Below are 13,650 nucleotides of genomic sequence, written 5' to 3'. Positions count from 1 at the left end.
CCCGTACCTTCCGGCAGTGGTTCGCGGCGCGTCCCGGCGGCCGGGTCGGCCGGCCGCCGGTCCTGCTGTGGGTCGACACCTTCACGGACCACTTCTCCCCCGAGGTCGGGCAGGCCGCCGTCCGGGTGCTGGAACACGCCGGCTACGAGGTGCGGGTCACCGAGCGGCCGGTCTGCTGCGGGCTGACCTGGATCTCCACCGGACAACTGGACGCGGCGAAACGGCGGCTGACCGAGACGCTGGACGCGCTGGGCCCGGCGCTGGCAGCGGGGTGGCCGATCGTCGGCCTGGAGCCGTCCTGCACGGCGGTGCTCCGCGGTGAACTGACCGAGCTCCGGCCGGCCGACCCGCGCTCGGTCCGCGCGGCGGCGGCCACCCGCACCCTGGCCGAACTCCTCGCCGCCACCCCCGGCTGGACCGCGCCGGACCTCACCGGTGTGCACGGCGTCGCCCAACCGCACTGCCACCAGCACGCGGTACTCGGCTGGGACGCGGACGCCGCGCTGCTGCGGGAGGCGGGCGCCGAGGTGGCCGCGGTCGGCGGCTGCTGCGGGCTGGCCGGCAACTTCGGCGTGGAGAAGGGCCATTACGACGTCTCGGTGGCGGTCGCCGAGACCGCCCTGCTCCCCGCCGTCCGCTCAGCCGCCCCCGGCGCGGTCGTCCTGGCCGACGGCTACTCCTGCCGCACCCAACTCGCCCACCTGGCGGCCCTCCCGGGCACTCACCTGGCCCAACTCCTGGCGGCGCGGCTGCCGCCGGGGGGCGGGGGGTAGCCGGTGGGCGGCCGGCGCCGCAGGGGCCGGGGCCGGGGTCGGAGGGCGGCGCGCCGGGCTTCGCGGGCAGGGCGCCGAGCCGGAGTTCGACGGGAGAGGTTCGCGGTCCGGGGTTCGCGGTGCGGGGTTGGCGGTGGGGTTGGCGGTGCGGGGTTCGCGGTCCGCGGGTGGCGGCCCGGGGTTCGCGGCCCAGGGCTCGTGGGCGGCGTCCGGCGCTCGTCCGGAGGGCGCGGGCTGTCGCAGTCGGCCGCAGCCTCCGACGGCCCGAAGACACGGCCCTTCGATCACCCGGGCGCGCGGGCGCGTAGCCTGCTGATACCGGAACGGACGGTGCCCGTTCCACCGCCAGGCCGCCGCGAAGGAGAAGCCGTCGTGTCCGTCCGTATCGCCGTGCTGGACGACTACCAGCGGGTCGCCCCGACCATGGCCGACTGGTCCGGGCCACTGCCCGGCACGAGCGTCACCTTCTTCGATCACCACATCGCCGATGAAGCCGAACTCATCGCCGCCCTGGCCCCGTTCGAGGTCGTGGTGGCGATGCGCGAGCGGACTCCCTTCCAGCGCCCGGTGCTGGAGAAGCTGCCCCGGCTCCGGCTCCTGGTCACCACCGGCATGCGCAACGCGGCCATCGACCTGGCGGCGGCGGCCGACCTCGGCGTCACCGTCAGCGGGACCCGCTCGCACTCGCCCGGCACCGCCGAGCTGACCTGGGCGCTGATCCTCGCCCTGTTCCGCGATGTGGCCGCCGACGACGCCCGGATGCGGGCCGGACAGTGGCAGTCCGCCATCGGCCAGGATCTGGACGGCGAGATCCTCGGCGTGGTCGGTCTCGGCCGGCTCGGCAGCCGGGTCGCCCGGATCGGCGCCGCCTTCGGCATGGACGTGGCCGCCTGGAGCCCCAGCCTCACCGCGGAGCGCGCCGCCGAACACGGCGCCCGGCTGGTCACCAAGGCCGAACTGTTCGCCACCGCCAAGGTCGTCACCGTCCATGTGGCCCTCAACGACCGCTCCCGCGGCCTGATCGGCGCCGCCGAACTGACCGCCATGCGCCAGGACGCCTACCTCGTCAACACCTCTCGCTTCCCGCTCATCGACGACGCCGCCCTGCGCACCGCCCTCACCACCACCGACCGCCCGGCGGGCGTCGCGCTCGACGTCTACGACACCGAGCCGCTGCCCGCCGACCACTGGCTGCGCACCGCCCCCCGTACCCTGCTGTCCCCCCACATGGGCTACGTCACCGCTGACACCTACCGTGTCTTCTACGGCGACGCGGTCGAGGACATCGCCGCGTACCTCGCGGACCCGGCCGCGCCCCTGCGTCCGCTCACCTGATCACCGGTCCGGGGCCGGAGCTCGGTACGGCGCGGGAGCGGCGCCGACGCGCCCGGCCGTCCGGCCGCGTTGGCCGCGACCTGGAGCCCCCGGGCCGCGTACCGTGCGTACCGCCCGTGCTCGGTTCAGGGAAGTTCGCAGCGGTTCGGAGGAGTGAGGACGCTTGGTGACGCACGTGTGGAAGGAACTGGACGCCGAGGTGGCGATCCGGCTGGCCCAGGCGTCGGAGGGAGAGCGGGCCGTGTTCGCCAGCGGGGTGGCGCAGCGGCTGTTCCAGGCGCACGAGGCGCTGCCCCCGGCCGACCAGCGGGGATTCACCCTGAACCTGCGGCCGCTGCTGACCGCGGTGTGGTCCGGCGCGCTCGGTGACGCGACGGCCTTCGGCGACGTCAAGCAGGGCCTGGCGGCCTTCTACCTCAGCGACTACTGCCACAACGACGGCCAGGACGGCCCGGACGACGCCGACGAGCCGGCCGCCGCTGCCGTCCTGCACGCCGCCAACGCGTACATGCACGGCTGCAGCGACTTCGCCGTCTTCGCCAGCGGCCGGGCGGTCGAGGCCGTGGGCGAACTCGCCCGGGACGCCGAGGACTACGCCGACGACCCGGACGAACTCCTCGCCGAGGAACTCCGCCGCCAGCTCCGCGACCTCGACCTCATCGCCGGCCACGCCGCGACCCTGCGCCGGGCCCGCTTCGGCCTCGATCCCGCGACGACCGCCGATCTGCGCACCGCGCTGCACCCGCCGCTCTCCCGAGCGGACGACCTCAGCTAGGGCACCGGCACACATGGGCACTCATATGGGCACAGACGCGGGCGCACCGATGGGCCCGGACAGGAGCGGCGGCGTGGGCAGCGCTCGCGACGCCCGCGGGGCCGTTGGCCGCGACATCGGCCCGGTGACCGGTACGGATGCCGCCGGGGCCGGCGGCCAGGACGCGGACCCGGAGGCGGACACGGACACGGATGCGGACGGCACCGCCCGGTTCCTCCGGCTGCTGCGGGCGCTGCCCGCGCCCCCCGACGCGGAGGCGCTCTACGGGCCAGGTGGCGCGGGGCCGCTCCGGCGCCGGAATCTGCTGCGGTATCTCGACCTCATGCGGGAAGTCGGGCCCAAGGTGCTGCTGGTCGCCGAGGCGCCCGGCTACCGGGGGACGACCGTCACCGGCGTGCCCTTCATGAGCGTGCGCCAACTCACCGCGAAACCCGGGCTGATCACCGGCCGGCCGGAGGGCGACGGATTCGAGGCACCGGACCGGCCGGCCTTCGACCGGGAGGCGTCCTCGGCCGCCGTATGGGGGGCATTGGCCTCGTGGCAGGGCCGCAAGCCGCTGCTCTGGGGAATCTACCCGCACCATCCGCACGCCCCGGGCGACCCGCACACCAACCGCACGCCCCGCGCCTCGGAGATCGCCGCGGGCGCCCCGATCGCCCTGGCACTGGCGGCGGCCTTCGGCATCACCTCCCTCGTCGCCGTCGGCCGCAAGGCGCAGGGCGCCCTGGCCGCGGGCGGCCTCACCGCGCCGGCGATCCGGCACCCGGCCCAGGGCGGGGCCCGTATCTTCGCCGCCCAACTTGCCGCGCTGAACGCCGAACAGGAGCGGCGGGAGGAGCCGGGGCCGCAACAGAGGGAGCAGAGGCCGGAACGGGGGGAGCAGGGGGAGCAACGGCCGGAAGGGTAAAGGCGAGTGCCCCGGCACGCCGACGGCGTACCAGGGCACTCACGGTCACCAGGACCGGCTCAGCAGCCGGTCAGGGCCGCATCACGTGCCGTAGACCTGGAACTCCCAGAGCGAGTAGCCGTACTGGGTGGACCGGGCCGTGCCGTACAGCCGTACGTACCGGCCGGATCCGGTCACCGGCAGCGTCTGGACACCGCCGGTGGCGGTGGTGGTGGAGTAGACGGTGGTCCAGTTCGTCCCGTCCGCGGAGGTCTGGATCTGGAAGGCCGTGCCGTACGCCGTCTCCCAGTTGAGCACCACCTGGCTGATGGTGTGGGTGGCGCCCAGGTCGACCTCGAGCCACTGCGGGTCGGAGAAGGCGCTCGACCAGCGGGTGCCGGTGTTGCCGTCCACCGCGGCGCTGGCGGGCGTGCCGACGTTCTCGGTGGAGGAGGCGGTGGCGGTCTTGCCCTGGGACAGCAGGGTGGCCGTGCCGCCTCCGCCACCACCGCCGCCTCCGCCGCTCGACGGCGTTCCGTAGAGGGCGAGTTCATACAGCGAGTCGCCGTACTGCGAGGCTCTGGCGGTCGCGTAGACCCGGACATAGCGGCCGGTGGCGTTCAGCGCGGTGTCCTGGATGTCCGCCGGGCTGTTGTTGTTGGTGTAGACGGTGGTCCAGTTGGTGCCGTCCGCCGATGTCTGTAGCTGGTAGGCCGATGCGGCGGCCGCCTCCCAGGTGAGCGTCGCGTGGTTGATGGCGTAGGACTGGCCGAGGTCGACCTGGAGCCACTGCGGGTCGGAGAAGCCGCTCGACCAGCGGGTGGTGATGTCGCCGTCGGTGGCGTTGGACGCCGGGAAGGTGGCGCTCTCCGCCGAAGAGGCCGTGGTGGGCTTGCCCTTGGCGATGTTCGTGCCCGAAGCCGCGGCCGGCGCCTTGTTGTAGACGGCCACGTAGTCGATGTTCATCTGGCCGCCGGAGACAGTCGCGGCGTTGGGGCCGCCACCGAACGCGGCGGGGAAGCCACCGCCGATGGCCAGGTCGAAGATGATGTAGTAGCTGTGGTCAACGGCGTTGGCCCAGGCGGTGGCGTCCACCTGGTTCGAGTTCAGGGTGAAGAAGTTGGCGCCGTCGAGGTACCAGCGGATCTGCTCGGGCGAGGTCGACCGGTCGACCTCCACCGCGTAGGTGTGGTAGCCGGTCTGGCAGCCCGAGCAGGCCCGCTCGCCGCTGCCGACACCGCTGGTCTCGTTGCACGGACCGCCGCTGCCGACACCGCAGTGCAGCGTGCCGAACACCGAACTGCGGCCGTTGATGTCCTCCAGGATGTCCACTTCGCCGGAGCCCGGCCACGGCACCCCGACCCGCAGCGGCGAGCCGAGCATCCAGAACGCGGGCCAGTAGCCGGCCCCGTTGGCGGTGGTCACGTTCGGCTGCTGGATGGACGCCTGCATCCGCACCACGCCGCCGGGCTGGGCGCCGAAGCCGTCGGCCTGCGTCTCGACGCGGCCCGAGGTCCAGTTGGCGTTCGGGTCGGTGCCGGTGTGCAGGGCCTTCAGCACCAGGTGGCCGTTGCCGTCCTGGTAGACGTTGGCCGTGCTGTTGGTCATCGTCTCGATCTCACCGGTGCCGAACGTCCAGCCCGCACCGGCGTCGTAGCGCCATGTGTCGGTGTTCAGACCGGTGTTGGCGGCGCCGTTGAAGTCGTCGCTCCAGGTGGTGGTGAAGCCGGACGGCGCCGCGGGTACGGCGTTCGGCTGCACGGCGGCGGGCTTCGCCTGGGGAGCGGCGGCCTGCGGGGCGGCCGCGGCCGCCCCGGACGCGGCCGGGGACGCCGACGCCGTGGCGGCGGGCGTCCCGGCCAGGGTGACCGCCGCGACAGCGGTCACGGCCAGCAGCCCGATCGTGAATCGTCGGTCCAGCCTGCGGCGCCATCGATGCAACCGCGTGCCTCTGATCGACATGCCTACTCCTTCTCCTCTGTGGGGGGAGCGCGTCCGCGTCCGGCCGTGACGCGGAGCGCGCTGCGGTGGGGGGTGGAGGTGAGAGCGCTCTCAGGAGAGTCTTCCTCTGCTCCGAGCCCTGTCAAGAGAACCGGCAACGTTTACGGAACATCGCGGCGGCGGAGGCGACGTGGCGGTGTGGTAGAGGGATGCCGATCGCGGCCCGCGCCGGCTCCCGGACCGGGTGGGGGTGCCCGCTTCGCCCCGCCGGACGCCGGGGCAGCAACGGTGCGCAGATGAACGCGCCGTCGGGCCGGGCCCGCGAACCGTTCCGAGGACCAGCGGGCGAGCAGCGGGCGAGCAGCGGGCGAGCAGCGGGGGCGGCGGGCGTCGAGCGGGCGTCGAGCGGGCAAACCCGCGGTCCGACCCGCCGAGGCGCGTGTCCGAGCGGACGCACCAGGTCTGCGGGGGCCCGGCAGGCCGGGGTGCTCTCGACCGGTCGGCCCGCGGGGGCGTTCAGCTGAAGGTGCGGCGGTAGGCGTGCGGGCTGACGCCGGTGGTTTTCTTGAAGCGGTCGCGGAAGGCGGTGGGGGAGCCGAAGCCGACCTGGGCGCCGACGCGTTCGACCGAGTGGCGGGTGGTTTCCAGGAGGTGCTGGGCCTGGCGGATCCGGGCGCGGTGGAGCCACTGGAGGGGGGTGGTGCCGGTCTGCTCGCGGAAGCGGCGCATCAGCGTCCGGGTGCTGGTGCCGGAGCGGGCGGCGATGTCGGCGAGGGTGAGGTCGCGGCCCAGATTCTCCTGCAACCAGGTGAGCAGCGGTTCGAGTGCGGAGCCGTGCGGAGTCGGCGGGTAGTCGTGGACGATGAACTGGGCCTGGCCGCCCTCGCGTTCCAGCGGCATGACGGACAGCCGGGCCGCGTCGGCGGCGACGGCTGAGCCGTAGTCGCGCCGGATCATGTGCAGGCACAGGTCCATGCCCGCGGCGGCGCCGGCCGAGGTGAGGAACTGCCCGTTGTCCACGTAGAGCACGTCCGGGTCGACGGTGATCTCCGGATGGGTGGCCGCGAGCAGGCCGGCCGCGATCCAGTGGGTGGTGACGCGCAGGCCGTCGAGCAGGCCGGTGGCCGCCAGCGGGAAGGTGCCCGTGCAGATGGAGGCGATGCGCGTACCGTCCTCGGCCGCCGCTCGCAGCGCGTCGCGGACCGCGGGCGGCAGTGGCGCCTCGGGTGTCGCGGTACCCGGCACGATGATCGTGTCGGCCCCCTGGAGCCCCGCCAGTCCCCAGGGCGCGCGCAGGGTGAAAGCGCCCGCGTCGATCTCGGGCTGCTCGGCACACACCCGGATCTGGTAGCCGGGGCGTCCGTCCGGCAGCCGGGTGCGCTGGAACACGTCGATCGGGGTGGAGAGGTCGAACGGGATCACCTGGTCCAGCGCGAGTACGGCGACGGTGTGCATGGCGGGAAGATACCCCTTCGCCGGACGGCTGCCATGGCCGGCCGGACGCCGGGGCCATGGTTCGCCCAGTTCAGCCTGCTGTGATGCCAGCGGTGAGCGTTGGCGAGATCCCGTTGAAAGCTGTCACTGCTGCCACTGGGAGCGGGCTCCGGGTCCGGTTAGCGTCGAGCACGGCCCAGTTCGGCCGGGCCCCCGCACCTGCACCGCCACACCTCTCCCGCCGCACCGCCGGGCGTACCTGCCCAGCCGCACCTGCCGGCCGTACCTGCCCAGCCGCACCTGCCCCGCCACCTGTGAAGGACATCCCATGCACGCCACCCGGCCGGTCCGCCGGCCATGACGAAACTCCTCCTCTCGCTGCACGTCCTGGTGGCGCTGCTCGCCATCGGTCCGGTCGCCGTGGCCGCGAGCATGTTCCCCGCCGCCCTGCGCAACGCCCATGGGGCTCCGGGCGAGACCGGCGCCCTCGCGACACTGCGGACGCTGCACCGCGTCTGCCGCGTCTACGCGGCCATCGGCATCGCCGTTCCGGTGTTCGGCTTCGCTACGGCCAGCAGCCTCGGCGTGCTCAGCAGCGGATGGCTGATCGCCTCGATCCTGCTGACCGCGGCGGCTGCCGCGGTCCTCGCGCTGCTGATCCTGCCGGCCCAGGACAGGGCGCTCGCCATCGCGCGGGCCGCCGCCCCGGGCAGCATCGGCGATCCGGGGCCTGCCGTCGAACCCCGGTCGCCCGTCGACGCCGGCCTGAGCAGCGCGGCCGGCCAGCGTGCCAACTCCGAGCCGGGCCCCGCCGCCGAAACCGGCCCCGCCGCCGCGCCGGATCCCGCCGCCGCGCCGGATCCCGGCGCCGCGCCGGATCCCGGCGCCCGCCCGGAGCCCGCCCTCCGGATTGCGATCCGTCTCGGCATGCTCACCGGCGTCTTCAACCTTCTCTGGGCCGTGGTCACCGTTCTGATGATCATCCGCCCGGGATCCACCACGGGAGCATGACCGTGGCACTCCGTCCGCTGCGCATCGCGGCCCGCGTCGAACTCATCTCGCTGATCGTCCTGCTGGCCAATCTCGCCACCGCCCACCTGGCTCCCGTTTCCTCCCTGATGGGACCCCTGCACGGCTGCGCCTACCTCTTTGTCGTGGGCGCGACCTGGCGCCTCCCGCAGGCCACCCCCGCGACCAGGGCGACCGCCTTCGTCCCGGGGGTGGGTGGCCTGCTCGCGCTGCGCCGACTCGGCCGCCGCCACGCCGCGGTGTCCGGAACCTGATCGATCCGGACCGCCCCGGACATGGACCGCCGCGGGCAGCTTTGGACCGCCCCGGGCGGCTCCGGACCGCCCCGGACCGCCCGCGCACCGCCGGCGGCTACTTGCGGCCGCGGGTCCACTGGATGCCGAAGTCGTACGTGTCGGCGATGACCTCCTGGATGCCCGCGCCGCGCTGCGGGGTGAACCAGCGGACCTCGCGTTCCACCACCAGTTCGCCCTTCTCCCGGGTGATCAGCGCGATGGCACACGCGTTCGCCTGCGGCGGGGAGTCGTCGAGGTGGACCTCGAAGCTCTCGCCGGTGTCGGAGGTCAGGGTCACCTTGGCGTCGAGGCCGCGGAAGTCGCCGGAGCCCTCGTAGATGTAGACGAAGAGCAGCAGCTTGGTGAAACGCTGCCGCTCGTTGAGGTTGATGGTGAGGTTCTCGCCGGCCAGGCCGCCGGTGCGGTCGTCCGCGTCGAGGGCGACGTACGGGGAGCGGTCCAGCGCCCCGAACGCGTTGCCGAGTGCCTGGACGACCGCCTTGCTGCCGTCGGTGAAGCTGATCAGGCAGCCGAGATCGAGGTCGGCGTCCTTGACGGCGGCCGTCTGCAGGGACGCCCGGACCTTGCCGAGCAGTCCGCGCGCCTGGCGTGCCTGGTCCTGCGCGGCCGCTCGCGCCGAGGACCACTTCAGATTGACCCGGATCAGGCCGGAGGTCACGCCGTGCTTGTCCAGGGAGACGGTGGGAGAGGACTTGGTCAGGATGACCGGGCCGGGCTCTGACATGGTGGCGCCTTTCATCGGTCGGGGGCCGGCGCCCCGGATGCCCCGGGACCGGTCGGCCCAGACCCTCCCAGTCTCCGCCTTTTGCCGGCGCAACGGCAGGCGCGGCGCGTCAGGGTCGCGTTGTGACGACCGCGGGATGCCGCGCCCGGTCGGACCGCCCAGGGCCAGCGGGTGGGGCAGGCCGGTGGGACAGACCGCTGGCCACCCGGTAAACGATCAAGGAGCGGCGAGGTCACCGTGCGTCGTGCGGCTCGCGATGGAGTGAAAGTGGCCGCGGCGCGCATCCAAGACCCCGATCGGCACGTTGACCATGGCGCATGAGCTGCATGTGCCTCATGTGTCCGGGGGACCCGCGATCCCGTCCGCGCGGGAGCCCGGCGCGCGGCGCCGGTCGCCGTGCCGTCGCACAGGAAAGAAGAGCATGACGCCGCTCACCTCCGCCTCGCTCACCTCCGCCTCGCTCACCTCCGCCTCGCCCGCCGCCGTGCCCTCGACCGTCCCGCCCGCCGTCCCGCCCGCCGTCCCACCCGGCGGGCTGTCCGTCGTCGTGCCCGCCCCAGCGCCGGCCGACGCCGACGATCCGTATCCGGCGGTCGTCCGCGCGCACAGCTGGCAGGGCTATCACTGCGAGTCGCGCCTGGTGCGGATCCCGGCCCCGCGACTCGCGCCGCTGCTGATGATCGGCGGCGCGTTCCAGCGCAAGGAGACCTGGGGCCGCTTCGAACGCGCGTTTCTGGCGCACATGGACGTGCTCACCGTTGACCCGCCCGGCTGGGGTGCCTCCGACGTGCTGCCGGACCACCACGGGGTCGCCCTGCTCGCCGACGCGGTGTGCCACATGATGGACGAGCGCGGGATCGAACGGGTCAACCTCCTCGGCGGCTCCTACGGGACCGCGATCGCCTACCGCATCGCCCAGCGGTATCCGGAGCGGGTGGCCCGGATGGTGCTGGTCGGCACGATGACCTCGATCCCCGGCCACGCGCGCGCGGCCATACTGCGCACCCTGGAGCTGCTGGCCGAGCGGCGGATGGCGGAGTACGCCGAATCGGCCGTCGACATCCTGATGAACCGCGACCGCCTCGGCTCGGTCGCAGCCGGCGCCAAGGTCCGCCGCTTTCTGCTGCGCCGCCTCACCCAACTGCCCGAGGCCGAGGCCGAGCAGACCTACGCCAACACCCGGCGCCTGCTCAGCCAGGAGATGATCGACACCAGTTGCCCGCCCGCGGCGCCCACCCTGGTGGCGACCGGCGAGTACGACAGCTTCACCACCCCCGAGCTGTGCCGGGAGATGGCCGCCGCCTGTCGCGAGAGCTGGTTCGCCGAAGTCCTCGGCGCCGACCACATGCTGTTCCTGGAGCGCACCACCGAACTCGCCGACCTGGCGACCCGGTTCTTCGCCGACGAGTCCCTGACCGGCCTGCCGTACTGCGGCCGGGTCGAGCGGATCCGCTCCGACCGGCAGCCGTCGCGGGCGGGTTAGCGGGCAGCCGCCCGGCGGGGCTGCTCGTACGGCGGTCCCGGCCGCCGCCGCGACCGGGACCGTCTTCGTATCGGACCGTCTTGGTACTGGACCGTCTTCGTGCCGGGCGGCCGACGCCCGGCCGGGCTTACTTCTTGAAGGCGTAGTCCATCAGCTTCTTGGCGTCCGAGGTGCGGGTGGCCTCGGAGGTGGCGCTGAGCACCGTGCCGATGACGGTCTTCTTGCCCCGGGTCGCGGCGAAGACCAGGCAGTAGCCGGCCTGCGGTCCGGAGCCGGTCTTCACGCCGATGGTGCCCGCGTAACTGCCGAGCAGCAGATTGGTGTTGGTCCAGGACATGTAGCGGTAGCCGCCGGTCTTGGTGGTGACCTTCTGCTTGGTCGACTTGGTCTTCACGACCGCGCGGAAGGCCGAGTACTTCATCGCGTTGCTGGCCAGCTTGGTCAGGTCGCGCGGGGTCGAGTAGTTCGAGCCGTTCCCTATTCCGTCGAACGAGTCGAAGTGCGTGTTCTTCAGACCGAGGCTCTTGGCGGTGGAGTTCATCGTGCCGATGAAGGACTTCACCCGCGCGGCCTGGGTGGAGCCGGTGCCGAACTTGTCGGCCAGCGCGAAGGCGGCGTCGCAGCCGGACGGGAGCATCAGGCCGTACAGCAGCTGGCGGACGGTGGGCTTGTCACCGACGATCAGGTGGGCGGAGGAGGCGTTGTGCTTGACGATGTAGTCGCTGTACGCCTTCTGGACGGTGACCTTGGCGTCCAGGTTGAGCTTCTTGTTCGCCAGCACCACCCGGATCGTCATGATCTTGGTGGTGGAGCCGGTGGAGCGGCGGGTGTCCGCCGCCTTGGTGAACAGGGTCTGACCCGTGCTGTTGTTCATCACGTAGCCGCCCTTGGCGACGATGGCGGGCGCCTTGGGGGCGGCGGCCTGCGCCGGCACGGCCAGCGCCCCGGCCGACAGGACCGCCCCCGTGGTGACCACCACGACGGACAGCCGGCGGGCGCTTCTGATGTCGGTTCTCAAAGTAACTGCTCCAAAACCCTCGTTGCGCGGCCACAGGTGAACGCCGCTCATTGATGAGACGCGGGACAGCGCGAATGGATGCGCGTGCCGGGGCATCTTCTCCGACTTTTCTCCGAACTTCTGCGGTTCCTCGCCGGATCGGCCGACTCCGGGCCTCCCGGGACAGCTTCGATCGGTCGATCTGCGGGTCGATCAGCGGGTCGATCGACCGGCCGGTTCGGCCGGTTCGGCCGAGCCACTTCTCGATCCGACCAACTGCCGTCGCCCAACGCTCAGTTCATGTTACTTTCCGTCGCAGTGGGTGGGGGATAAATCGGGACGCGGTGCGCCGGTCGGACCCGATGACGGGGGATGGCAGGGGATGGTTGGCATGAGCGATTCGATCCATCGGGCCGCGGGACTGTTCCACCGGCGGATGCTCTGGCGCGAGGGCGAACGGGTCGAGCCGATGGTCGCGCTGCTGGGACCGGCGGGGGCCGGCAAGAGCACCGCGCTGCGGTCGCTGGCGTCGGAGTGCGGCAGCACGGTCGTGCACGCCACCCTGGACTTCGCCGAGCACGATCTCGACTCGATCCCGGCCGCCGCGATGGTCACCTTCGACATGATGCGCGGCTGGGCCAACCGACGCGAACTCACCTTCCACCGCTTTGCGTTGGGCCTGCTCGCGCTGAACGAGGAGTTGGACGCCAACCGGGCCCGGGCCCGCGACCAGATCAACGAACTGATCCGCGCCTACGTCCGCAACACCGGCCGGGGGCGCTCGATGACCCGGATGGAACGGGTCACCGAGGCCGCCGTCGACGTGGCGGCGATCGGCGTGCTGGGCCACATCGGGGCCGGGCCCACCGGGGAGATCGTCCAGACCGCGCGGGACCGTGCCAAGCCGGCCATCGGCTCGCTGCTGCAGAGCACGGCCCGCTGGGGCATGCGCGACTCGCTGCGCTTCTACGGCAACCTGCTGCGCGCCGAGACGGTGATCGACGGGCTGATAGCGCTGAGCCGGGCCACGCCCGCGGCCGCGGTGGGCCACCTGCTGCGCGCCCTGCTGGCCGACATGCGGGACAACGACGTGCACAGGCCGCCGTTACCCAGCGCGTGCACCTGCCTGGTCCCGGGCAGTGGCACGCGCCGGGCCGCCAAGCACGGCCACGCCTGGATGCTGCTGGTGGACAACGCCGACACCTCCCGGGGGCGGCGCTTCCTGGCCGATCTGGCGGACGCGCGCTGCGCCCGCGCGGTGCCGGGGGACGGACTGCCGCCCGCGTACGACCCGTTGCTGGTGGTGGCCGCCTTCGGCGAGTGGCAGCCCGGGCTGACCCGCTGGTGGAGTGAGCCGTGGCGTGCCGAGCCGCGCCCCGGCACCGCCCAGCGCCGTATCCCGCCCTTCTCGCGGGCCGAGCGAAGCCTGTGGGCGAATCCCAACGAGGCCGCGGTCACCCGGACGGGCGACGCGTCGGCCTGCTGGTACCCGGTCTGGCTCGAACCGCTGAACCGCCCCGCCGGCGCCCGCCCGGCGGCGCGCGGCACGACCTCGGCGGCCGAGGCCGACGCGGACTTCGTCGGCCGGCTGTCCGCCGGGCATCCGGCCGCCATGGCCGACCTCAACGAGGCCCTGACCCTGGTGCATCCGGCGATGGTGGACGGCGCGCCGAACGCCCGGGGAGTGATGGATTCCGAGGGGAACGGTGCCACCGCGCCGCTGTGGCGCCGCGCGGTCACGGACGCCCTGCCCGACGTACTCGACGGCGCCGCCTGGCACGCCGTACCCGATGTCGCCACCGCCGCCGCGTATCTGGCCGACCGCCAGTCGGCGCAGGACGGCCGGCTGCCCGCGTCGCCGCCCGGGCTGAGCCAGGTCGTCGAGTCGCTGCGGCGCCATCTGTGGATCAGTACGTTCAACGCGCGCCCGTCCCGGCTGTGGCCGATAGCCCGCGGGGCGGCCGTGCATCCGGCGAT

Annotated in this window: 11 protein-coding genes and 1 pseudogene; 8 read left to right on the top strand and 4 right to left on the bottom strand. The window is 73.0% G+C overall.

Annotated features, from left to right (window positions below; translation table 11 throughout):
- From GA0115240_RS17125 to GA0115240_RS17110, 4 genes are all read left to right on the top strand, one after another.
- Positions 1-773: (Fe-S)-binding protein (locus GA0115240_RS17125; protein WP_141708870.1), on the top strand; the 773-nt coding region annotated here is incomplete at its 5' end.
- Between the two features lie 372 nt (positions 774-1,145).
- Positions 1,146-2,108 carry a D-2-hydroxyacid dehydrogenase family protein gene (locus GA0115240_RS17120; protein WP_218087430.1) on the top strand — a complete coding sequence of 321 codons (963 nt, stop codon included), beginning with the start codon at positions 1,146-1,148 and terminating at the stop codon, positions 2,106-2,108.
- Positions 2,109-2,271: 163 nt separating this feature from the next.
- On the top strand, positions 2,272-2,883 hold the full coding sequence (locus tag GA0115240_RS17115; RefSeq protein ID WP_141708869.1) for a hypothetical protein: 612 nt from the start codon (positions 2,272-2,274) through the stop codon (positions 2,881-2,883).
- Between the two features lie 73 nt (positions 2,884-2,956).
- Positions 2,957-3,790 carry a uracil-DNA glycosylase gene (locus GA0115240_RS17110; protein ID WP_176725098.1) on the top strand — a complete coding sequence of 278 codons (834 nt, stop codon included), beginning with the start codon at positions 2,957-2,959 and terminating at the stop codon, positions 3,788-3,790.
- An 81-nt stretch (positions 3,791-3,871) separates the two neighbouring features.
- On the opposite strand, the gene GA0115240_RS17105 is transcribed toward GA0115240_RS17110, so the two are convergent.
- Both GA0115240_RS17105 and GA0115240_RS17100 read right to left on the bottom strand, forming a co-directional pair.
- Positions 3,872-5,731 (bottom strand): galactose-binding domain-containing protein, encoded by a 1,860-nt coding sequence (locus tag GA0115240_RS17105; RefSeq protein WP_093737533.1) that lies wholly within the window; start codon positions 5,729-5,731, stop codon positions 3,872-3,874.
- Between the two features lie 495 nt (positions 5,732-6,226).
- On the bottom strand, positions 6,227-7,165 hold the full coding sequence (locus tag GA0115240_RS17100; RefSeq protein WP_093737532.1) for a GlxA family transcriptional regulator: 939 nt from the start codon (positions 7,163-7,165) through the stop codon (positions 6,227-6,229).
- A gap of 336 nt (positions 7,166-7,501) precedes the next feature.
- On the opposite strand from GA0115240_RS17100, the gene GA0115240_RS17095 reads away from it, so the two are divergent.
- Positions 7,502-8,155, top strand: coding sequence for a hypothetical protein (locus GA0115240_RS17095; protein WP_093737531.1), 654 nt, complete (start codon positions 7,502-7,504; stop codon positions 8,153-8,155).
- The gene (locus GA0115240_RS17090; RefSeq protein ID WP_176725097.1) at positions 8,152-8,427 is read left to right on the top strand and encodes a DUF3817 domain-containing protein; all 276 of its coding nucleotides are present in this window, start codon (positions 8,152-8,154) and stop codon (positions 8,425-8,427) included. Before GA0115240_RS17095 ends, GA0115240_RS17090 begins: the two co-directional genes overlap by 4 nt.
- A 97-nt stretch (positions 8,428-8,524) precedes the next feature.
- On the opposite strand, the gene GA0115240_RS17085 is transcribed toward GA0115240_RS17090, so the two are convergent.
- The gene (locus GA0115240_RS17085; protein ID WP_093737530.1) at positions 8,525-9,193 is read right to left on the bottom strand and encodes a hypothetical protein; all 669 of its coding nucleotides are present in this window, start codon (positions 9,191-9,193) and stop codon (positions 8,525-8,527) included.
- 421 nt (positions 9,194-9,614) lie between these two features.
- On the opposite strand from GA0115240_RS17085, the gene GA0115240_RS17075 reads away from it, so the two are divergent.
- Positions 9,615-10,676, top strand: coding sequence for an alpha/beta fold hydrolase (locus GA0115240_RS17075; RefSeq protein WP_161302275.1), 1,062 nt, complete (start codon positions 9,615-9,617; stop codon positions 10,674-10,676).
- Positions 10,677-10,803: 127 nt separating this feature from the next.
- Here the strand turns inward: GA0115240_RS17075 and GA0115240_RS17070 are convergent, their stop codons facing one another.
- Entirely contained in the window at positions 10,804-11,655 is an 852-nt protein-coding gene (locus GA0115240_RS17070; protein WP_093737535.1) for a D-alanyl-D-alanine carboxypeptidase family protein, read from the bottom strand.
- Between the two features lie 409 nt (positions 11,656-12,064).
- Between GA0115240_RS17070 and GA0115240_RS17065 the strand changes: the two are divergent.
- Positions 12,065-13,650: pseudogene (locus tag GA0115240_RS17065) on the top strand (hypothetical protein); the annotation flags it as partial.

Source organism: Streptomyces sp. DvalAA-14, from assembly GCF_900091855.1.
GTDB lineage: Bacteria > Actinomycetota > Actinomycetes > Streptomycetales > Streptomycetaceae > Actinacidiphila.
This window is presented reverse-complemented; position numbering and strand designations above follow the sequence as displayed.